This is a genomic window from Mycobacterium sp. NGS63 (assembly GCF_059812295.1).
In genome coordinates, this window is sequence record NZ_JCALCJ010000004.1 from 317,940 (window position 1) to 336,924 (window position 18,985).

The 18,985-nt window shown below is 69.5% G+C and carries 21 protein-coding genes; 9 read left to right on the forward strand and 12 right to left on the reverse strand.

The features are described 5' to 3' along the window. The first annotated feature begins 128 nt into the window (after window positions 1-128). Complete coding sequence (locus tag AC5Y4Z_RS12095; protein ID WP_499963955.1) at window positions 129-827, forward strand: LmeA family phospholipid-binding protein; 699 nt, start codon at window positions 129-131, stop codon at window positions 825-827. Between the two features lie 214 nt (window positions 828-1,041). Continuing rightward, window positions 1,042-3,816, forward strand: coding sequence for an ATP-binding cassette domain-containing protein (locus AC5Y4Z_RS12100; RefSeq protein WP_499963957.1), 2,775 nt, complete (start codon window positions 1,042-1,044; stop codon window positions 3,814-3,816). An 11-nt stretch (window positions 3,817-3,827) separates the two neighbouring features. Here AC5Y4Z_RS12100 and eno read toward each other — a convergent pair whose 3' ends face one another. After that, entirely contained in the window at window positions 3,828-5,108 is a 1,281-nt protein-coding gene (eno, locus tag AC5Y4Z_RS12105; protein ID WP_499963959.1) for a phosphopyruvate hydratase, read from the reverse strand. A 174-nt stretch (window positions 5,109-5,282) separates the two neighbouring features. On the opposite strand from eno, the gene AC5Y4Z_RS12110 reads away from it, so the two are divergent. Continuing rightward, a complete protein-coding gene (locus tag AC5Y4Z_RS12110) occupies window positions 5,283-6,692 on the forward strand; it encodes a WS/DGAT/MGAT family O-acyltransferase (RefSeq protein WP_499963960.1) in 1,410 nt (469 codons plus the stop codon). Here the strand turns inward: AC5Y4Z_RS12110 and AC5Y4Z_RS12115 are convergent. From AC5Y4Z_RS12115 to AC5Y4Z_RS12125, 3 genes are read right to left on the reverse strand one after another with little or no spacing between them, the layout of a single operon-like run. Then, window positions 6,689-6,880, reverse strand: coding sequence for a ferredoxin (locus AC5Y4Z_RS12115; RefSeq protein WP_499963962.1), 192 nt, complete (start codon window positions 6,878-6,880; stop codon window positions 6,689-6,691). The genes AC5Y4Z_RS12110 and AC5Y4Z_RS12115 overlap by 4 nt on opposite strands. 16 nt (window positions 6,881-6,896) lie before the next feature. Further along, window positions 6,897-7,364 (reverse strand): hemerythrin domain-containing protein, encoded by a 468-nt coding sequence (locus tag AC5Y4Z_RS12120; RefSeq protein WP_499963964.1) that lies wholly within the window; start codon window positions 7,362-7,364, stop codon window positions 6,897-6,899. A gap of 9 nt (window positions 7,365-7,373) precedes the next feature. Beyond that, window positions 7,374-7,835 (reverse strand): OsmC family peroxiredoxin, encoded by a 462-nt coding sequence (locus tag AC5Y4Z_RS12125; protein WP_499963966.1) that lies wholly within the window; start codon window positions 7,833-7,835, stop codon window positions 7,374-7,376. A 284-nt stretch (window positions 7,836-8,119) separates the two neighbouring features. Here AC5Y4Z_RS12125 and AC5Y4Z_RS12130 point away from each other — a divergent pair, with 284 nt between their 5' ends. Continuing rightward, window positions 8,120-8,527 (forward strand): group III truncated hemoglobin, encoded by a 408-nt coding sequence (locus tag AC5Y4Z_RS12130; protein WP_499963968.1) that lies wholly within the window; start codon window positions 8,120-8,122, stop codon window positions 8,525-8,527. Window positions 8,528-8,541: 14 nt separating this feature from the next. Here the strand turns inward: AC5Y4Z_RS12130 and AC5Y4Z_RS12135 are convergent, their stop codons facing one another. Further along, on the reverse strand, window positions 8,542-8,889 hold the full coding sequence (locus tag AC5Y4Z_RS12135; protein WP_499963971.1) for a hypothetical protein: 348 nt from the start codon (window positions 8,887-8,889) through the stop codon (window positions 8,542-8,544). Between AC5Y4Z_RS12135 and AC5Y4Z_RS12140 the strand changes: the two genes are divergently transcribed. After that, window positions 8,879-10,366 (forward strand): PE family protein, encoded by a 1,488-nt coding sequence (locus tag AC5Y4Z_RS12140; protein WP_499963973.1) that lies wholly within the window; start codon window positions 8,879-8,881, stop codon window positions 10,364-10,366. The genes AC5Y4Z_RS12135 and AC5Y4Z_RS12140 overlap by 11 nt on opposite strands. A 5-nt stretch (window positions 10,367-10,371) precedes the next feature. Here the strand turns inward: AC5Y4Z_RS12140 and AC5Y4Z_RS12145 are convergent, their stop codons facing one another. The 3 genes from AC5Y4Z_RS12145 to AC5Y4Z_RS12155 are packed head-to-tail and all read right to left on the reverse strand — an operon-like array spanning window position 10,372 to window position 11,789. After that, window positions 10,372-11,070 (reverse strand): C39 family peptidase, encoded by a 699-nt coding sequence (locus AC5Y4Z_RS12145; RefSeq protein ID WP_499964788.1) that lies wholly within the window; start codon window positions 11,068-11,070, stop codon window positions 10,372-10,374. A gap of 57 nt (window positions 11,071-11,127) precedes the next feature. Then, window positions 11,128-11,451 carry a DMT family transporter gene (locus AC5Y4Z_RS12150; RefSeq protein ID WP_499963975.1) on the reverse strand — a complete coding sequence of 108 codons (324 nt, stop codon included), beginning with the start codon at window positions 11,449-11,451 and terminating at the stop codon, window positions 11,128-11,130. After that, window positions 11,448-11,789: a hypothetical protein gene (locus tag AC5Y4Z_RS12155; protein WP_499963977.1), complete on the reverse strand. Its 342-nt coding sequence runs from the start codon at window positions 11,787-11,789 to the stop codon at window positions 11,448-11,450. Before AC5Y4Z_RS12155 ends, AC5Y4Z_RS12150 begins: the two co-directional genes overlap by 4 nt. A gap of 76 nt (window positions 11,790-11,865) precedes the next feature. Here AC5Y4Z_RS12155 and AC5Y4Z_RS12160 point away from each other — a divergent pair, with 76 nt between their 5' ends. From AC5Y4Z_RS12160 to AC5Y4Z_RS12170, 3 genes are read left to right on the forward strand one after another with little or no spacing between them, the layout of a single operon-like run. Continuing rightward, window positions 11,866-12,798 carry an alpha/beta hydrolase gene (locus AC5Y4Z_RS12160; protein WP_499963979.1) on the forward strand — a complete coding sequence of 311 codons (933 nt, stop codon included), beginning with the start codon at window positions 11,866-11,868 and terminating at the stop codon, window positions 12,796-12,798. 48 nt (window positions 12,799-12,846) lie between these two features. Then, entirely contained in the window at window positions 12,847-13,641 is a 795-nt protein-coding gene (locus tag AC5Y4Z_RS12165) for an SDR family NAD(P)-dependent oxidoreductase (protein WP_499964789.1), read from the forward strand. Window positions 13,642-13,651: 10 nt separating this feature from the next. Beyond that, complete coding sequence (locus AC5Y4Z_RS12170; protein ID WP_499963981.1) at window positions 13,652-14,596, forward strand: phosphotransferase family protein; 945 nt, start codon at window positions 13,652-13,654, stop codon at window positions 14,594-14,596. Between the two features lie 12 nt (window positions 14,597-14,608). On the opposite strand, the gene AC5Y4Z_RS12175 is transcribed toward AC5Y4Z_RS12170, so the two are convergent. Then, window positions 14,609-14,854, reverse strand: coding sequence for a hypothetical protein (locus AC5Y4Z_RS12175; protein ID WP_499963983.1), 246 nt, complete (start codon window positions 14,852-14,854; stop codon window positions 14,609-14,611). A gap of 215 nt (window positions 14,855-15,069) precedes the next feature. Here AC5Y4Z_RS12175 and AC5Y4Z_RS12180 point away from each other — a divergent pair, with 215 nt between their 5' ends. Beyond that, window positions 15,070-15,717 carry an MspA family porin gene (locus AC5Y4Z_RS12180; RefSeq protein ID WP_499964791.1) on the forward strand — a complete coding sequence of 216 codons (648 nt, stop codon included), beginning with the start codon at window positions 15,070-15,072 and terminating at the stop codon, window positions 15,715-15,717. A 12-nt stretch (window positions 15,718-15,729) separates the two neighbouring features. On the opposite strand, the gene AC5Y4Z_RS12185 is transcribed toward AC5Y4Z_RS12180, so the two are convergent. Genes AC5Y4Z_RS12185 through AC5Y4Z_RS12195 form a run of 3 tightly spaced genes read right to left on the reverse strand, consistent with a single transcriptional unit; the run spans window position 15,730 to window position 18,953 of the window. Beyond that, on the reverse strand, window positions 15,730-17,025 hold the full coding sequence (locus AC5Y4Z_RS12185) for an acyl-CoA dehydrogenase family protein (RefSeq protein WP_499963985.1): 1,296 nt from the start codon (window positions 17,023-17,025) through the stop codon (window positions 15,730-15,732). After that, window positions 17,026-18,180 carry a CaiB/BaiF CoA transferase family protein gene (locus tag AC5Y4Z_RS12190; RefSeq protein ID WP_499963987.1) on the reverse strand — a complete coding sequence of 385 codons (1,155 nt, stop codon included), beginning with the start codon at window positions 18,178-18,180 and terminating at the stop codon, window positions 17,026-17,028. Then, window positions 18,177-18,953: an enoyl-CoA hydratase/isomerase family protein gene (locus tag AC5Y4Z_RS12195; RefSeq protein WP_499963988.1), complete on the reverse strand. Its 777-nt coding sequence runs from the start codon at window positions 18,951-18,953 to the stop codon at window positions 18,177-18,179. Before AC5Y4Z_RS12195 ends, AC5Y4Z_RS12190 begins: the two co-directional genes overlap by 4 nt. Between the last annotated feature and the right edge of the window lie 32 nt (window positions 18,954-18,985).

An 18,985-nucleotide genomic window follows, 5' to 3' on the forward strand; every position in this document is an offset into this window, starting at 1 on the left:
CCAGGCAGCCGGAGCCGGCCACCACGCGGCTATCCACTCAGCCACCGCCGAAGGAGAAGCAGGCGGGAATCCGACGCCGATTGTTCGGCAGCCGGCGGTCGATCGCTCTGGTCTTGACCATTGTCTTGGTGGTCGTCCTGGCCGTCGTGGTCGGTGCTGAGCTGTACGTCCGCCACCTGGCTCAGACCAAGGTGGCAAGCGCGGTGGCGTGCGAGGTGCAAGACAGCGCCAGCGTGTCATTCGCCGCCATGCCGCCGGTGATCTGGCAATACTTCAGCGGCCAGTACCCCGACATTTCCGTGCAGACCGCCGGCAATCAGGTGCGCAGCGCCAAGGGCATGAAAGTCAGCATCGATATCAAGGACCTGCACCTGAGTGACACCAACAACTCGAAGGGCACCATCGGCGCGCTGCACGGCACCATCACCTGGTCATCTGATGGCATCAAGCAATCGATCCAGGACGCCATCCCGGTAATCGGCACTTTTGTCACCAGCAAAGTCACCACCAACCCCGGCGACGGAACCATCGAATTAAAGGGCATGCTCGACAGCGCCACCGTCAAGCCCCAGATCGCCAACAACGGGCTGTCGCTGCAGGTGGTCAATCTGAGCGCGCTGGGCTCCAAAATGTCGACGGACACGGTCCAGAAGAACCTGGACAGTCTCACGTCCAAAGCGACCCAGAACTATCCGCTCGGCATCCACGCCGACAGCGTCAAGGTCACCGATACCGGCGTGGAGGCTACGTTCTCGACCGCCAACGCGACCATCCCGGCATCGTCACAGTCGTCACAGACCGGTCAGGACTGCTTCAGCGGGGTCTAGGGGTCATCGTCCTCAGCGGCTTCTCAGCGGCTCGCACATAGGCTGGCGATCCCATGCTTACGACAGCTTGCCTTCGCCGACGGGCGGACACGATTTGGTGACGCGACAAACGGTTTCGGCGCGTCCACCGCATGACGCCGGCGACCTTCAACGGCTATCGGCAAAATCCCACGCTCCGTCGCTACGGCCCGGCGAACTGTCCCACGCCGCGGTGATGGGCGCGCTGTGCGCGGCGATCGCGATCATCGCTGTCGTCCTCCCGCACGCGGGGGCCCTGGGACTCCTGGGCGCCGTCCCGATGGGCCTGCTGGCGTATCGCTACCGGATTCGGGTTCTGGTCGCCGCGACGTTCGCCGCCGCCGTGATCGGCTTCCTGGTGGTCGGCGTGAGCGGCTTCGGGGCCGTGGCGCTGTGCGCCTATGTCGGCGGCCTGGCCGGAACCGTGAAACGCCGCCACCGCGGCACGCCGACCGTGATCGCGGCCTCCTTCGGCGCCGGTGTGGTGGTGGCCGGCGCGGTGGTCGTCGCGCTGACGGTCCTGGTCCGGTTGCGGGAGTTGATGTTCCACGCGATCACCGCCGCCGTGGACGGAATCGCGACGATCATGGCGCGGCTTCCGCACCTGCAGCCGGCCGCGCAGGACACCAGAGGATTCCTCACCCTGGCGCTGGATCACTGGCAATGGCTCGTCGTCGCCGGCGCGCTCGCGACGATCATGGGCGCCTCGGTGATCGGTTGGTGGGCGCTGTCGCGCGTCTTGGAGCGGCTCCGCGGCGTCCCCGACGTCCACAAACTGGACGTGTCGGCCCATGCCGGGACGATCGAGCCGCTGCCGGTGCGGCTGAACGAGGCCCGCCTCCGATACCCGCACAGCGACCACGACGCGCTGCGCCCGGTCAGCCTCGCGGTGCAACCGGGCGACCACGTCGCGGTCACCGGCGCCAACGGCTCGGGCAAGACCACGCTGATGCTGATCCTGGCCGGCCGCGAACCGACATCGGGCACCGTCGAACGCCCCGGCGCGGTGGGGCTCGGGCGACCCGGTGGCACCGCGGTCGTCATGCAGCACCCCGAAAGCCAGGTGCTGGGCACGCGGGTCGCCGACGACGTGGTCTGGGGACTGCCGCCCGGTGAGACCACCGATGTCGACCGCTTGCTCGCCGAGGTCGGCCTGGACGGCCTCGCCGAACGCGACACCGGCGGCCTGTCCGGCGGGGAACTGCAGCGCCTGGCCGTGGCGGCGGCGCTGGCGCGGGAGCCGGCGCTGCTCATCGCGGACGAGGTCACCAGCATGGTCGACCAACAGGGGCGCGACGCGCTCATGGCCGTGCTGTCGAACCTGACCGAACGCCACCACACCGCCCTGGTGCACATCACGCACTACAACAACGAGGCCGACTACGCCGACCGCACCATCAATCTGAGCGATTCGCCGGACAACGCCGCCATGGTCGAGGCCGCGCCCGCGCCGGCGCCGGCGACCGCGGCGAGTCACCCATCCGGCGCGCCGGTGCTCGAACTGGCCGGTGTCGGACACGAATACGGCAGCGGCACCCCGTGGGCGCAGACCGCGCTGCGCGACATCAGCTTCGTGGTACACGAGGGCGATGGGCTACTTCTGCACGGCGGCAATGGCTCCGGCAAGTCGACGCTGGCGTGGATCATGGCCGGGCTCACCACCCCGACCACCGGCGCCTGCCTGCTCGACGGGCGCCCGGCCTCCGAACAGATCGGCGCGGTCGCGCTGCAGTTCCAGGCCGCCCGGCTGCAGTTGATGCGCAGCCGCGTCGATCTGGAAGTGGCGTCCGCGGGCGGCTTTTCGGCCGACGATCACGCCCGGGTGACCGCGGCGCTGGCCGCCGTCGGCCTGGACGCCGCCCTGGCGAAGCGGTCCATCGACCAGCTCAGCGGCGGCCAGATGCGCCGCGTCGTCCTCGCCGGATTGCTCGCCCGGTCGCCGCGCGTGCTGATCCTCGACGAACCCCTCGCCGGACTGGACGCCGACAGTCAACGCGGGCTGGTGCGGCTGCTCGCCGATCGGCGCCGCGACACCGGCCTGACCGTGATCGTCATTTCGCACGACTTCGTCGGCCTGGAGGAACTCTGCCCGCGCACCCTGCGCCTGGACGACGGCCTGCTGCAACCCGCGCCGGTGGCCTCGCCGGCGAAGCGCCCGGCCCGGCGCCCACGTCGACCGCTGGTGCTGCTGCGGCCGGTGCCCGGCCGGTCCGCCATCCACGACCTGTGGGCGGGCACCAAACTGCTTGTCGCCTTTGGCATGTCGATGCTGCTGACGCTGTACCCGGGATGGGTGACCATCGGGCTGGTGGGCGCGCTGGTGCTCGCCGGGGTGAGGTCGGCACACATTTCCCGGGGCGCGCTGCCGTCGCCGCCGCGCTGGCTTCCCATCCTGCTGGCCGTCGTCGCCGTCATCGCCACGTTGGCCGGCGGCAGCCCGCACCTGCACGTGGGCACGGTGACGCTCGGTCTTGGCGGCCTGCTGGACTTCCTGCGCTTCACCGCGCTGTCGGTCGTGCTGCTCGGCATGGGCGCGCTGGTGTCGTGGACGACCAACGTCGCCGAAATCGCCCCCGCGGTGGCCACTTTGGGTCGCCGGCTGCGACGGCTGCGGATCCCGGTCGACGACTGGGCGGTCGCACTGGCGCTCGCGCTGCGCACCTTCCCGATGCTGATCGACGAATTCCGCGTGCTCTACGCGGCACGGCGGCTGCGACCACGGCCCGGCCACCGGCCCCGCAAAGCCCGTCTGCGGCAGCTGATGGCGGACGTCGTCGACCTTGTCGTCGCGGTCATCACGGTGACCCTGCGGCGCGCGGACGAGATGGGCGACGCCATCACCGCGCGCGGCGGGACCGGCCAGATCTCGGCGCGCCTGTCGGCGCCGAAACGCGCGGACTGGGTGGCGCTTTCGATCGTGTCGGTGGTGGGAGTGGCCGCCATAGCGGCGGGGCTGATGCTGGGCGGCTGATCCGGCAGCGGTCAGAACCGCACCAGCGCCGGCACGTCCGCCAGCGCACAGTCGGGGATGCCCTCCGCCGCGCGCAACAGGAAGTTGAGCTTCTGGATGCGCTCGCCCGACCGCGGTGCGCCGTTCTTCTGAAACGGCGCGCCCAGTCCCACCGCCAGGTCCATCACCACGTCGTCGATGACCCCGCCCGAGCGGCCCGACGGGATCGTCAGGATCGCGTGCTGCGACGCGTACTCGAAGCAGTCCAGGGCCTCGGCGACGGTCCCGACCTGATTGGGCTTGAGGATGAAACCGTCGATGGCCGAGGTGTTTACGGCCCGCTCCAGGCGGTCGCGGTTGGTGACGATGAGGTCGTCGCCAAGCATGAGCGAGCGGTCGATGGTCTGCGCCGCTTTGGTGAACCCCTCCCAGTCGTCGCCGTCGAGGAGGTCCTCGATGAACACCATCGGGAAGTCCTCGGAAAGCGCCCGCGCATAGTCGATCAGCGCCTCCGCGGTCACCCGCTCACCGTTGAGGGCGTACGTGTGGGCGTCCTTGTCGTACACCTGGCTCGACGCGCAGTCCAGCGCAAAAGCCATGATGTCGGCACAGCCGGCGCGCTCGACCGCTTCGGCCAACGCGTCCAGGACGATTCGCGGGTCGCTGGACGGCGCGACATACCCGTACGAAGGGGCCACCAGCGGCGCGCGGCCGAGCCGCTCGGTTAGCACGTCGGCCAGCACACCGAACAAAGTCACGCCCTTTTCGACCGCCGTTTCAATGGAGTCGGCGCGATAGGGCACGACCAGGAACTCGTTGAACGGCTGCACGACGTCGCCGTAGCGGCCGCCGTTGATCATGTTGAAACTGGGCACCGGCACGGTGGTCGGCGGTTCGAGACCCAGCAGCGCGTTGACGTAGGCATAGGTCGGCATGCCCGCGGCGGCGGACGCCGCCCGCAACAGCGCGACCGAGGCGGAGTAGATCGCGTTGCCGCCCAACCGGTGCTTGTCGGGCGTGCCGTCGAGTTCGACCATGACCCGGTCCAGCGATCGCGGGTCGTCGAGCTCGGCGCCGACGAGAACGGGAGCAATCTCGTCGGTGACGGCCGAGATGGCGCGATGAACGCTCAGCCCGTCGTATTCGGCCAGGTCGCCGTCGCGCAGCACGAACGCCTCGTGCACGCCGACCGAACTGCCCGTGGGGGAGGCGCCGCGCCCGACATGTCCGGTATCCGTGGTGATTTCGACCTCCACCAGTGGCCGCGCCTTGCAGTCCAGCAGCTGGCGGGCGACCACGGACGCGATCTTCATTCGTGGGCCCGGGCGGTGCGATGAGTCGTCGTAACCATGGGAGCGCGAGCCTAGGCGCGCAGCGCTGAGAACCCGCTAAGAGCGGCATTCGGGACTTTCGGCCCTGCCTTGGCCCGGTGCCCAGACGGACAATGGTGTTACTGCGAGTTGCAGACAACGCCGGAGGTGGTGGTCGTGGACCAACTGACAACCCTGGACGCGGGCTTTCTCAAAGCCGAGGACGCCGACCGAAACGTGAGCCTGGCGATCGGTGGCCTGGCCGTCATCGAGGGGCCCATCCCGGACCGTGATGCGCTGATGGCGACGCTGGCGCAACGCATTCGCGCGTGCCCGCGGTTCGCGCAGCGCGTGCGCACGCGTGCATTCGATCTCGGCGCGCCCGAGTGGGTGGACGACCCGTCCTTCGATCTCGGCCGCCACGTCCGGCACATCGCGCTGCCGCGGCCCGGCGACGACCGGGAGCTGTTCCAGCTGGCCGCCGACGTGATTTCCCGCCGCCTCGACCGGGACCGGCCGCTGTGGGAAATCTGGATCATCGAGGGCCTCAGCGACAACCGGTGGGCGATGCTCACCAAAATCCACCACTGCATGGCCGACGGCATCGCCGCCACCCACATGCTGGCCGGGCTGTGCGACGACGGGATCGGCGAAAGTTTCGTCAGCCACATCCGCGCCGCCAAAAACGCACAGCCGCAAAAGGTCTCACCGAGCATCATCGGGTTGAACCCGTTCAGTGTGCTGGGCGGCCTGTGGAGCGCGTCGGCCGCCATCACCGCCACCGCCGCCCGCACGGCGCTGGGCGCCGCGGAAATCGCGGCCGGGTTGCTGCGCCCCACGACGACGTCGCTGAACGGGCCGATCACCACCTTGCGGCGCTACGGGGTCGCGCGGGTCCCGCTCGCCGACATCGCGCAGGTATGCCAGTCGTTTGACGTGACCATCAATGACGTTGCGCTGGCGGCCATCACGGAGAGCTACCGCAACATCCTCGTCCAGCGCGGCGAAGAACCGCTGCCGGATGCGCTGCGCGCGTTAGTGCCGGTGTCGATGCGGTCGGTCGACGCCCTGGACAAGACGGACAACCGCGTCTCGGTCATGCTGCCGTACCTGCCGGTCGACGAGCAGCACCCGATCGAGCGGCTGCGAGCCGTCCATTCGCGCTTGGACCGCACCAAGTCGCACGGGCAGAGCCAGGCGGGCCACGCGTTCGTGTCGATGGCCAACCGCATTCCGTTCCCGCTGACCGCGTGGGCGGTTCGGCTGCTGACCCGGCTACCGCAGCGCGGTGTCACCACCCTGGCGACCAATGTCCCGGGCCCCCGCCAGCCGCTGCAACTCATGGGCCAGCGGGTGCTCAGCGTGTTCCCCGTCCCGCCGATCGCGATGCAACTGCGCACCGGGGTGGCCATGCTCAGCTATGCCGAGGACCTGTTCTTCGGCGTCCTGGCCGACTACGACGCCGTCGCCGACATCGACGCGCTGGCCCGCGGCATCGAGACCGCGGTGGCGCGCCTGGTGGCGATCAGCAAGCAACGCAAGCGAATCCGCGGTCGGCGCGGGCTGTCCCTCGTCGTGAACACCTAGTCCTTGCGGGACAGCGCCGCGCGCGGGCACGCGGCGATGGCCTGCTCGACGAGCGCCTCCTGCTCGGCGGGGACGGGATCGGCGGTCACCACGGCGTACTCGTCGTCGTCGAGCTGGAACACCTCCGGCGCGATGTTCGTGCAGAAGGCGTTGCCCTCGCACCGATCGAGGTCCACTACGACGCGCATGAAAATCCTCCTTTGGTCACGCCTGCTGGCACACCCATCCGTCTGGAGTGCGGCCGGTCTCGATGAACCGGGTCAGTTCCGCGGTTGTGTGCGGGGGCAGGGCGGTGTCGGCGTTCGGGTAGATGACCGGCTCCTCTTTGGAATTGTGCTGCTGGAGTTGATCCACCAGCTGCGCGCAGGTATCCGCCAGCCGTCGGCTGTCGGTCCCGTCGGCGAGCAGATCCGTCAGGGCGTCCATCGTGCGCCACAGCTGGCCATGCTCGCGCATCATCACGAAGACCGGCATCACCACCCCGGCATCCCGGATCGGCGGGAACAGGAAGATCTCCTCGAGGTAGATGTGCCGGCGCAGCGCCTCCAGCGCCTCGGTCAGCAGCTCGGGCTGCAGGCTGCCGCAGTCGAGCTTCTCGATGAAATTCCCGATCGCGGCGTCGATTTCGTGGTGTTCTCGGGTCAGGGCGGCGGATACGGCGGGGCTGGGCATCGGGCGGTCCTACGCGTCGGCCGGCTCGGTTTCGTCGAGCGCGGCGTCGACGCTGATCGTCGCGCCGGCGAACAGCCGAGATACCGGGCACAAGGCGGCGGCCTGGTCCACCACGGCCGCGAACGCCTCGGCGTCCAGCCCGGCAACGCGCGCCCTGACCTGCAACCGCGACGCGGTGATGGTCGGGACGCCGTCGACCGCGTCGAGGGTGACGGTGGCGGTGACGTCGAGTCGCTGTGGCGGCGTGTGGTTCTCGCCCAGTTTCAGCGCCAGCGCCATCGAGAAGCACGACGAGTGCGCCGCCGCCGCCAGCTCTTCGGGGCTGGTCTTGCCGCCGGGCTGCTCGGTGCGGGAGGCCCAGGTCAACGGCAGGCCGTCCAGGGCCCCGCTGCTCCCGCGCGAAAGCTTGCCCTCGCCCGACGCCAGCGGGCCTTCCCACGTCGTCTGCGCGGCCCGTTCCGCAATGCTCATCCTGCTCGACCCCTTCCTGGGACGCGGCCTGTTTTTACAAGTTGGTTTTGTGTAAACTCTAGACGGTCGCCCTCGCGTTGGCTAGAGGGGGCCCAAAGTTGTTAACTCCCTTCGGGTGTGACGGATCGGCGGCCCATTTCGATGACCTTGGTCCCTTGTCGAGGGCGCTGATATGAATGAAAAATTTCCTTTAAATGGCTGGTCGAGGGGAGGGGCGCATGGACCGCACCGGGGGCCGGAGTCCATCTTCGAGCCCGGGCTGTGCCGGGCGCGGGTGGTCGCTCATGAGTGAGGACATTGCCGACCGCGCGGACGTCGAGGCGCTCCTGCGCCGGTTCTACGGCCGCGTGATGCTCGACGAGACCCTGGGCGAGCCCTTCGCCGAGTTGCGCAGCAAGGGCCTGGACACCCACATCCCGGTGATGGCCGACTTCTGGGAGACCGTGCTCTTTCGCGCCGGGCTCTACCGGGGGAGCGCCCTGCACGCCCACCGGCACGTCCACCGACGCACCCCACTGAGCGGTCGCCACTTCGTCCGGTGGCTGACGGTCTGGACCGACACCGTCGACGAGATGTTTCAGGGGCGCGTCGCCGAACAGGCGAAGATCCAGGGCGCCAGGATCGCCTGGGCGATGCACCGGCGGCTCACCGGCAGCGACACGCCAGAGCTCGACGCCCTGATCACGCGCTGACCGCCCGCGGCCGGTCAGCGCCAGCTGGCCGGCAAATCGACGATGTGGTTCGGGCAGACGTTCTGGGCCGCCACCGACATGACGTCGCGCGCGGCTTGAGCCGACATTCTGGCGCGCAGCATCATGAAAGCGTATTCCGCTGGTGCATAACCAGCTTCGGGGCCGGCCGGATCATCCATGAGCTGGCACGCTTCCCGCTCCAGGTCGCTGTCGGCCTGCGCGATGCCCGGGCCGCACAGCAACGCCAGGCCGACCAGCACGCCGGCCGCGATTTTCGTAGCAGTCCTCACGCTCCGCATTATTCCCGCCAATACGCCGCAGGTCCCGCGGTCGTTGCCCAGAATGGTCCAGATGCAGGTCATTCCCGTGGACCTGGCGTCGGCGGCCGCGGACGTCGGCGACATCGGCGCGATCCTCGACGAGGCCAACGCCCTCGCCGCGCTGCCGACGGGCAACATCCCGCCCGCCGGGGCCGACGCGGTCAGCGCGGCGATCACGCCGCTGTTCAACGAGCAATCGGCCATCTATCAGGAGTTGGCGGCGCAGGATGAGGCGTTTCGCCGGCGGTTCATCGCGCTGCTGGGCGCGGCCGGCACCGCCTACACCGACGCCGAGCAGGCCGCGCAGCAGGCGCTGCGCGACGTGATCGGCCGGCTGGAGTCGCCGCTCGCCCCGCTCGTCGCGCAGGCCGAGGGCCCCGCTCCGACGAGCATCCCCCCGCTGATCGTGCCCCAGAACGGGGCGGTGGCCCTGATCGTCGGCGGCACCACGTTCCCGCTGCCGGACGCCAGGTACGTCGGCGCGATCATGGCCGGCTTCCTTGACAACCCGGCACTGTCGCCGCTGGCGGGGGCTCTGGGACAGGCGATCTACACGCCGGAACAGTTCTGGCCGGTCACCCCGCAGCTCGGCAATCTGACGCTGGGCCAGTCGGTGGCGCAGGGCGTGCGGTTGCTCGACACCGCTGTGAACACGGAACTTTCGGCGGGCAACAAGGTGATCGTCTACGGCACCTCACAAGGCGCGCTTGTGGCCAGCAACGAGATCCGAAACCTCATGACGATGGCCAATCCGCCCGATCCCGCGAGCCTCTCGTTCTTTTTGACCGGTAACCCCGACAACCCCGACGGCGGGTTCTTCGCGCGGTTCCCCGGCCTGTACATACCGTTGTTCGACGTCTTGTTCACCGGCGCGACGCCCCCCAACTCGCCGTGCCCCACCGTGATCTTCACCAACCAGTACGACATGGTTGCCAACTTCCCGCGGTATGTGCTCAACCCCGTCAGCGACCTGAACGCGGTCATGGGGTTCGCGCTCTACCACGGGGCGCACGACTACGTCGACCTGACGCCGACGCAGATCGCCAACGCGGTCCAGCTGCCGACCTCGCCGGGCTACACCGGTGCCACCACCTACTACGAGCTGCTGACGCAGAACCTGCCGCTGGTCGCCCCGCTGCGCCTATACCTGCCGGCGCCCTACGGCAACGCGCTGGCCGACCTGCTGCAGCCGGACCTGCGGGTGCTCGTCGACATGGGTTACGGCACAGGGGATTACGCTAACATCGCCACCCCCGCCAGCCTGTTCGAACTGCCGGACCCGTCCACCATCCTGCCTGCCCTGGCCCGCGGCGCGGTCCAGGGCCCGCAGGCCGCGCTGGTGGATCTCGGCTTGCTGCCGCCCTCGATGATGCCGACCGGCTACCCTTTCAACCCGGCGCCCGACCCCGGCCTCAACTTCCCGCTGCCCCAGTCCCCGGTGAGCGGGGTGTCGCTGCTGACCGGGTTCGAGGGCCGGCTGATGCGCGCGTTGGGTTTGATACCGAGTTGGGACAGCTGAATCGGCTAGTCGGTGACGGTCATCTGCTCGCCGCTGCTGGCCCACGACCGGGCGAAGACGTCCAGGCCCACCCGCTCGCCGCGACCGTTCTCGATGCCGCTGTCGTTGAGGTAGACGACGGCGGCCGCGGTGTCGACGCCGGTGACCACCACCGCGTGGTTCGCCTCCGGGCGGCCATCCGGGGTCTTGTCCTCGACGGGCTCACCCCAGATGACTTCGGAGTTGACCCCCGCGATCACCTTGCGGCCCTTGGCCAGATCCTCCTCGAGCGCGCCCATGCCCGTCGGGACACCGTGTTTCGCGGCGCGGTCCTGGTCCGTTGCCACCGCGTGAATGCCGTAGTGCGCGAGAAGCGCCGGCTCATCGTCGAAGGAGGTGCCGCCCCCCGCATTGCGCCTCTTCGGCGTGGTGTAGACGGGCCCGGGGTGGACGGTGCTGGGGGTGGATTGAGCCAGCTTGACCACGTCGCGCTCGGACGGCTGGTGACCGGTCAGCTCGCCGACCACGTCGGCGACCGCCATTTCCACGCAGTCGTCGTCGTATCCCTGGTAGCGCCAGAACGGGGCGGCCGCCGCGGGATTGCCGTACAGCGTGCCCTCGCCGCGGGGCGGGCGGGGGGTGGCGTGCGCGGTCCCGAGGCCCAGGGTCATGCCCAGGGCGGCCGCGGCGGCCAGGGCCGCCGTCGCGGCGCGGGTGCCGATCATGCCGTGCCCTTCTCGAGTTCTCACGTTCCATTTCCGAGAAGGGCGTCGATTTGTTACCTAATGTGCGCCGGCCAGGTTCAGCGTGACCACGCCCGCGATGATCAGCCCGACGCCGGCGACCTTCGCCACCGACACGGGGGAGCCGAGGAACAGCACCGCGATCAGCACGATCGCGGCCGTGCCGATCGCGGACCACAACGCGTAGGCGACGTCCGTGCGCATGCCGCGCGAGATCGACAGGGCCAGCAGCGCGAAGGAGGCGGCGTAACCGGCCAGGCAGGTGACCGTCGGCCACAGCCGGGTGAACCCTTCGGTGCTCTTGAGCAGGCTGGTCGCCACCACTTCGGCGAAGATCGCGCACAACAGCAGCAGATAGGTCATTGCCCCTCGTCCTCGGCGGCCTCGAGGTGGCTGTCGTGCGCGGCCTGCCAGTGCTCGTCGGCCGCCCGCTGCAGCCGCGCGGAGCCGCCGCGCCCATCCATGGCGGCGCGCTGGTAGGCGTTCGCGGTGCGCTCGTGTGCCCGCGCCAGCTCCTCGTGCCGCCGAGCGGCGGCGTGGTGAGCGTCGACGGCGAACTGCAGCGACTCCTCGGCGCGGTGGCGTGCGAAATCCACCGACTGCGGGGACGGCCGTTCGCCGGCGGCCAGCTCGTGCCTACGCTGGCGCAGTTCCTTCACCCGCTGCTCGACCTGCGCAGCCCGCTCGGACCCTTGACCCATCGCACCTCCCAACGACACCTGCAACCAATCACCACGCTACGACGGTAGAAACAATCAGGGCTACGAAAGGCGCGCCATGACCGTTTCGGCACGACCGATGCGCTTCGACGTCAGCGACGCGATCGGCGAGCAGGCGTCGTTGGCGGCAACCTATTACCCGGCGGCCGGCGGCGCCGCCGCGGCACCCGCCGTCCTCGTCTGCTTGCCCGGCGGCACCTACAGCCGCGAATACTGGGACCTGAACATCCCCGGCCGCGGCGGCTACAGCTTCGCCGAGTTCGCCACCGACAACGGCTATGCCGTCGTGACGATCGACCCGCTGGGCACCGGCGAAAGCTCCAAGCCCGCACGCGCTTTCGGCTTCACCGACATCGCCGCGGCACTCGCGCGGGCCGTCTCCGCGCTGCCGGCCGTGACCGGTGACCGTGCGCCCGCGGTGGCCGTGGCGCATTCCCTGGGCGCGTACCTGGCCATAGTCCAGCAGGCGCTGTTCGGCGGCTACGCCGGCCTGGCGGCGCTGGGCTGCACCAACCAGCACGTCGCGCCGCTGAACCTCGATCCCGGGTTCATCGCCCGGGCCGCGACCCCGCAGGGCCGCGCCGAGCTGGCCGAGCAGATCCTGTCGGCGCTTCCGGATCCCTATTCCGATGCCCCGCGCGAGTACCTGCAGAGCTGGTTTCACCTCGCCGACGTGCCCGCCGACGTCTTGGTCGCGGACTGCGTGACCGCAAAGTCGGTGGTGCCGCGGGTGTTCGGCACCGCGATGATCCCGGGCGTCGTCGCCGAGCACGCCGCGCGGATCGACGTTCCGGTGCTGCTCGGCTACGGCGTCGTCGACGTCTCGCCGGACCCGCGCGCGGAGGCGGGCTTGTATCGCAGCAGCCCCGACATCACGACCGTCGTCCTGGCCGACAGCGCACACTGCCACAACATGGCGTCGAGCCGTCAGCGGCTGTGGCGGCGCCTGCTGGGCTGGGTGGAGACCGCCCTTCCGGTCGAACACGGATAATGGCATTCTCTCTATTGGAGAAGCCGTTTCCAGACTGGAGGCATGCAGATGGGCGCAGACCAGGGGTGCGACGGGATGGTGGCGCTCGTCACCGGGAGCAGCCGGGGCCTGGGCAAGGCGATCGCCGCGCGGCTCGCCGCGCGCGGCGCCACGGTGGCGCTGACCGCCCGCACGATGGACCCGGATCCCAAATACCACGGATCGCTGAGCCAGACCCGCGACGAGATCGTCTCCGCCGGCGGCAAGGCCGTCGCGATCCAGGCGGACCTGTCCCAATCCGAGGAGCGCGAAAGGCTTTTCGCCGACGTGGTGAGCGCCGTCGGCGCCCCCGACATCCTGGTCAACAACGCCGCGGTGACCTTCCTGCGGCCGCTCGACGAGTTCCCCGAACGGCGGGCGCGCCTGATGGTCGAGATGCACCTGCTCGGGCCGCTGCACCTGAGCCAGCTGGCCATCCCCGCGATGCGCGAGCGCGGCCGCGGCTGGATCCTGAACGTCACCTCCGTGGGCGGCGACCTGCCGCCCGGGCCGCCGTTCTCCGAGTTCGACCGCACCGCGGGTTTCGGCGTCTACGGGACCGTCAAGGCGGCGCTGAACCGGTTGACGAAAAGCCTTGCGGCCGAACTGTACGACGACGGGATCGCCGTCAACGCCGCCGCCCCGACCAACCCGGTGGCCACGCCCGGGGCCGGCACCCTGGACCTGGCCAAGACGGACACCGAGGACATCGAACTGATTACCGAGACCGCCTTCCGGTTGTGCACCGGCGATCCGAAGACGATGACCGGGCGCATCGCGCACACCCAGTCCTTCCTCGCCGAAGTCGGCGGGCCGGCGCGCTGAACGGGTGGGCATGGTCGAGCTCGACCTCGATGCGCTGCGGCAGCGGTTGCGGGCCGCCGGTGTTTCCGGCGTCACCCCGCTCGCCGGCGGCGCGTCCAGCCTGACCTTCCGGGGTGAGCGCGACGGCCGGGCGGCGGTGATCAAGGTCGCCCCGCCCGGTGTCGCGCCGGTAGCGCATCGCGACGTGTTGCGGCAGGCCCGCATCATGAAAGCGCTTGCGGCGACGCCGGTCCCGGTCCCGGCTGTGCTGTGGGAGGATCCGGGCGACCCGCCGGATACGCCGCCGCTGTTCGTGATGGCCCGCGTCGAGGGCGACTGCGTGGAGCCACTGTTCGACGGCTGCCCGGCCAGTCCCGACCTGCCCGACCGATACCGCAACGCCTGCCGCGTCATGGCCGCCCTGCACGGCCTGTCGCCGACCGACCTGGGGGTGGACGGCGAACCGGTCACCGATCCCGTCGCGGAGGTCCGGCGCTGGTGTGACACGCTGCAGACCGTCGACGCCGAGCTGGTGCCCGGCTGGCAGGACGTGTGCGATGCGCTGTTGGGCTGCGCGCCAAGGCCGGTGGGGCCAACCGTGGTGCACGGCGACTTCCGCCTGGGCAACCTGCTGACCGTCGGCGCCGACGTCAACGCGGTAATCGACTGGGAGATCTGGTCGGTGGGCGACCCGCGCATCGACGCGGGCTGGTTCCTGATCAACTGCGATCCGGACACCTACCGGCGCGTCGCGGCCGTCGGGATCGCGCCGCCGACAAGCGAACTCGCGGAGATCTATGGGCGCGAGGTCACCGACCTGGCCTGGTTCACAGCGCTGGCGTGCTTCAAGTCGGCGGCGACATGGTCGCTGATCGTCAAGCACAACCGCCGAAGGCGTTCTCCGCGAGCGGAATTGGAAGCCATGGCGGCCACGTTGCCGCGGCTGCTGGGGCGCGCCCGGTCGATGCTGGAGTGACGGCCCGCCGGTTCAGCTGCAGTGGACGTAGATGTTTTCGCAGTACATTCCGACGCCGTCCCAGTTGCTCGACGGGCCGCCTTCGTCCATCGGATTCACGAACGTGGTCGGAAACTCGGTCAGCCATTCGTCGATGGACGGGGGGATGGGCGGTAGGGCGGGGTCCGGCGACGCGTGGGCGATCCCGGTGGCGCCCGCGAGCGCCAGAGCAATCGTCGCGCCGGCCATCAGTCCGCGAGCGCACCTGCGAAGCGTCATCGCCACCCTCTCCTCGTCCGCCGAATTATTGGCCATTTCAAGAGGTAGCCGCCTGTTGCCGATTCTATATCGCATAGCGGTCACGAACGGACAACAACTTTGGTCCGCCGTCCAGCAAATTTCGCGCGTCGAATCGGAGCCTGCGTAGCGTATCGCGCGTGAGGCCGATAGCCGTCGTCGTCCGTCGTGCCGTGGCTGTCGCCGTCTGCCTCGTCATGTCGGTGATCATGGCGCCGTCCACCGGCGCCGAACCGGAGTCGGGCGGCGCGCCACCCGACGCGGCGCCGCCCGCGGAGGGCAGGGTGGCGTCGAATCCTCCTTCGACGCTGCAAACTCCCGACGGCTGGACGCTGGGTCTCGGCGCCAAGGACGAGATGCAGATCCCGGTGCCGCCGTTGACCACTGCGGTCTCGTCGCGGGAATACATGGCCAGCGGCACGTTCGTCGGCTCGCTGATCGGGCGGGAAGAACCCCGGGGCGTCCTCGAGGTCGGCTTCCAAATCGGTTGCGGGATCGATATGAGCACGTCCAACGGCGTGATCATGGAGGGTGGCGTCGGACTGAACCCGGGTGTCGCCCCGACGTTCGACGCCACCGGCACGTTGCCGCCGCTGTTGCCGTTCGTTTCCGCACCGGTCAACGGCGTCGTGAGCGTGGGCCTCAAGCCCGGCCTCGTGTTCGTGGTGCCGGTGGTGAAAAAGCAGTTCAAGGGACCCAGCCCCTGGGTGATGATCAGCAACTTCCACGTCAAGATCGACGGGTGCGTGGGCCAGTCGTTCATCCGCTCCTATGCGACGCTGACCCGGTCGACCGACCAATCCGACGTGGTGCTGTCCTACGTCGGCGTGACCAAAGCCGTCTGAGTTCGCTCGCGCCTAGCCGCGGGGGATGCCCGCCAGCTTGTCGGCGAACTTCGCCTCCGCGGCCGCGCGCAGCCGCAGCAAATGTTCGGAGGGAAACAAATCCGGCGCCGGCGGGCGGTCCTTCAGCAACAGCCGCGCCAGCGTGACCTTGTGCACCTCGGTGGGGCCGTCGGCGAGACCGAGCACGAACGACTCCACCAGGTACTGCACGAACGGCATCTCGTGCGTGGTGCCCAACGATCCGTGCAGCTGAAGAGCCCGCGACGACACGTCGTGCAGCACCTTCTGCATCATCGCCTTCACCGCCGAGATGTCGGCCCGCACCGCCTGGTAGTCGTTGAATTGGTCGATCTTCCAAGCGGTTTGCAGGGTCAGCAGGCGGAAGGCCTCGATCTCCATCCACGAGTCGGCGACCATCTCCTGCACGAGTTGCTTGTTGGCCAGCACCTCGCCCTGGGTGTAGCGCGACACCGCCCGCTCGCAGATCATGTCGAAGATGCGGCGGACCAGCCCCACCGTGCGCATCGCGTGGTGAATCCGGCCGCCACCCAGGCGGGTCTGCGCGACGACGAACGCGCCGCCGCGGGGCCCCAGCATGTGATCGGCGGGCACCCGCACGTTCTCGTAGCGGACGTAACCCTCGCGCCCGCCGCCGAGTGGCTGGTATCCCAGTCCCACGTCGCGCATCACGTTGATGCCCGGGGTGTCGCCGGGGACGACGAACATCGAGTAGCGCTGATACGGCGGCGCCTCGGGGTCGGTCATGGCCATCACGATGATGAACGACGCCATCGAGGCGAACGACGAAAACCACTTCTCCCCGTTGATGATCCAGTGATCACCGTCGGCGACCGCGGTGGTGCGGAACACCTTGGGGTCCGCGCCGCCCTGCGGTTCGGTCATCGAGAAGCAGGACACGATGCGGTTGTCCAGCAACGGCTCGAGGTAGCGCGTCTTGAGCTCCGGCGTGCCGTAGTGCGCGAGGATCTCGCTGTTGCCCGAATCCGGCGCCTGGGAACCGAAGACGATGGGGGCGCATTCCGAACGGCCCAGGATCTCGTTCAGCAGCGCGAGTTTCACCTGGCCGTAGCCCGGCCCGCCCAGGTGCGGCCCGAGGTGGGTGGCCCACAGCCCGCGCTCCTTGACGATCTCCTGCAGCGGCGGGATGAGGGCCTGGCGCACCGGGTCGTTCAGGTCATGCGACTCCTTGACGATCAGGTCGATCGGTTCGCACTCGGTGCGCACGAACTCCTCGACCCACTCCAGTTGTTCGGCCCATTGCGGGTCGGTGGAGAAGTCCCACGACATTTAGCGTCCTCTCTTGCTCTGTGCCACCACACCGGAGTCCTCGAGCGCGGTGATGGTGTCTGCGTCCAGCCCCATTTCGCGCAACAGCGCGAGCGTGTGATCGCCCGGCAGCGAGGGGGACGAGGGCTTGGCCGGCCGGGTACGCGAGAAGCGCGGCGCCGGGGCGGGCTGGGTGACGCCGTCGACGTCGATGAACGTTTGCCGCGCGGCCAGGTGCGGATGGTGCGGCGCCTCGGCGAGCGAAAGCACCGGCGTCGCACAGCATCCCGGCGAGTCGAGGATGCGCTCCCATTCGTCGCGGGTCTTCTCGGCGAAGCGCGCGGCCACGGCGGCGCGGTGCGCCGCCCATGTCGCCGGGCGGTCGTCGTCGTGGGGCACGTGTTGTACGTCCAAGCCGAGGCGCTCGCACAGCTCGGCGTAGAACTTGGGTTCCATCGCGCCGACGGCGAAGTGCTGGCCGTCGGCCGTGCCGTATACGCCGTAGAAGTGGGCCGCGCCGTCGAGCAGGTTGTCGCGGCGGTGATCGCGCCAGGTGCCGGCGGCGACCATGCCGAAGTACGGGGCCATCAGCGTCGCCGCGCCGTCGACCATCGCGACGTCGACGACCTGGCCCTCGCCGGACTCGCGGGCCGCCAGGATCGCGCTGAGCAACCCGACGGCCAGCAGCATCCCGCCGCCGCCGTAGTCGCCGACCAGATTCAGCGGCGGTATCGGGGATTCGGCGGTGCCGATGCCGTGCAGGGCGCCGGCCAGGGCGATGTAGTTGATGTCGTGGCCGGCGTGCCCGGCCAGCGGGCCGTCCTGCCCGTAGCCCGTCATGCGGGCGTACACCAGGCGAGGGTTGCGCTCGCGCAGCGCGTCCGGGCCGATCCCCAACCGCTCGGCGACGCCGGGCCGGTACACGTCGACGAAGGCGTCGGCGCCGGCGGCCAGCCGGTGGACCAGGTCCACGCCGCGGGGGTCCTTGACGTCGGCGGCCAGCGACCGTTGGCTGCGACGCACCGTGTAGTCGATCGGCAACTGTCCGTCCACACCCGCGACGGGATCCACGCGCACGACGTCTGCGCCCAAGTCCCCCAACAACATTCCGCAGAACGGGGCGGGGCCCAGGCCGCCCATCATCACGACGCGGACGCCGGCCAGCGGTCCACTCACTTGGACCACTTTTCCCGGCGGGCTGCGGCGTCGTCGGTCGCGTGCGAGATCACCTGGTTGCGGTTCTCCAGTTCCAGCGCCGCCGACAGGCTCGCCGCGTCGGTGTTGATCTGCAGCGCGCGCTTGGTCAGTTGCACGCCCAGCGGGGCCAGGCCGGCGATCAGTGACGCCCGCTCGATGGCGCGTTCGACCAACCGGTCGGGTTCGACGATCTCGCTGACCAGCCCGCGGCGGTCGGCTTCGGTGGCCGACACCGTGCGCCCGGTGAGCATCCAGTCCGCCGCGACGCTGGTGCCCACGATGCGGGGCAGGTGGTAGCTCATGCCCATCTCGGCGCCCGACAGCCCGAGCAGGATGGCGGCGTTGCCGAACGAGGCTTGCGCCGAACAGATCCGGATGTCGGCGGCCAGGCACAGCGCCAGGCCCGCGCCCACGCACGGGCCGTTGACCGCGGCGATGACGGGCTGCGGCAACTGACGCACGCCCTCGGCGAGCGCGGCCATGCGCTCCTGGAACCGCATCCGGTCGATCGCCGGGGCGGTGGCCTCCGGGACGTCGGGCCCGAAGTCGCGCATGTCGATCCCGGCGCAAAAGCCGCGGCCGGCGCCGGTGAGCACGACCGCGCGCGCCGACGGATCGCCGGCCAAATCGCCGAGGGCTCGGCCCAATTCGGTTTGCATGACCTCGTTGATGGCGTTGAGCCGCTCCGGGCGGTTCAGGCGCGCGACGACGACGCCGTCGGCGGGCCGTTCGAGTTCCAGCGTGTTTGGCACCCACCGATCGTAAGGCGTCTCTCGGTTCGGGA

Excerpts from the sequence above, each read along its gene's own strand:
- AC5Y4Z_RS12115 (WP_499963962.1), bottom strand. The coding sequence starts at position 6,880 with ATGCGCGTCGTAGTGGACCTCGATCGGTGCGAGGGCAACGCCTTCTGC.
- AC5Y4Z_RS12150 (WP_499963975.1), bottom strand. The coding sequence starts at position 11,451 with ATGACCTATCTGCTGCTGTTGTGCGCGATCTTCGCCGAAGTGGTGGCG.
- AC5Y4Z_RS12140 (WP_499963973.1), top strand. The coding sequence starts at position 8,879 with ATGCAGGTCATTCCCGTGGACCTGGCGTCGGCGGCCGCGGACGTCGGC.
- AC5Y4Z_RS12155 (WP_499963977.1), bottom strand. The coding sequence starts at position 11,789 with ATGGGTCAAGGGTCCGAGCGGGCTGCGCAGGTCGAGCAGCGGGTGAAG.
- AC5Y4Z_RS12165 (WP_499964789.1), top strand. The coding sequence starts at position 12,847 with ATGGGCGCAGACCAGGGGTGCGACGGGATGGTGGCGCTCGTCACCGGG.
- AC5Y4Z_RS12125 (WP_499963966.1), bottom strand. The coding sequence starts at position 7,835 with ATGAGCATTGCGGAACGGGCCGCGCAGACGACGTGGGAAGGCCCGCTG.
- AC5Y4Z_RS12145 (WP_499964788.1), bottom strand. The coding sequence starts at position 11,070 with ATGATCGGCACCCGCGCCGCGACGGCGGCCCTGGCCGCCGCGGCCGCC.
- AC5Y4Z_RS12180 (WP_499964791.1), top strand. The coding sequence starts at position 15,070 with ATGTCGGTGATCATGGCGCCGTCCACCGGCGCCGAACCGGAGTCGGGC.
- AC5Y4Z_RS12175 (WP_499963983.1), bottom strand. The coding sequence starts at position 14,854 with ATGACGCTTCGCAGGTGCGCTCGCGGACTGATGGCCGGCGCGACGATT.
- AC5Y4Z_RS12170 (WP_499963981.1), top strand. The coding sequence starts at position 13,652 with ATGGTCGAGCTCGACCTCGATGCGCTGCGGCAGCGGTTGCGGGCCGCC.
- AC5Y4Z_RS12100 (WP_499963957.1), top strand. The coding sequence starts at position 1,042 with ATGGGCGCGCTGTGCGCGGCGATCGCGATCATCGCTGTCGTCCTCCCG.
- AC5Y4Z_RS12185 (WP_499963985.1), bottom strand. The coding sequence starts at position 17,025 with ATGTCGTGGGACTTCTCCACCGACCCGCAATGGGCCGAACAACTGGAG.
- AC5Y4Z_RS12130 (WP_499963968.1), top strand. The coding sequence starts at position 8,120 with ATGAGTGAGGACATTGCCGACCGCGCGGACGTCGAGGCGCTCCTGCGC.
- eno (WP_499963959.1), bottom strand. The coding sequence starts at position 5,108 with ATGAAGATCGCGTCCGTGGTCGCCCGCCAGCTGCTGGACTGCAAGGCG.
- AC5Y4Z_RS12120 (WP_499963964.1), bottom strand. The coding sequence starts at position 7,364 with ATGCCCAGCCCCGCCGTATCCGCCGCCCTGACCCGAGAACACCACGAA.
- AC5Y4Z_RS12160 (WP_499963979.1), top strand. The coding sequence starts at position 11,866 with ATGACCGTTTCGGCACGACCGATGCGCTTCGACGTCAGCGACGCGATC.
- AC5Y4Z_RS12135 (WP_499963971.1), bottom strand. The coding sequence starts at position 8,889 with ATGACCTGCATCTGGACCATTCTGGGCAACGACCGCGGGACCTGCGGC.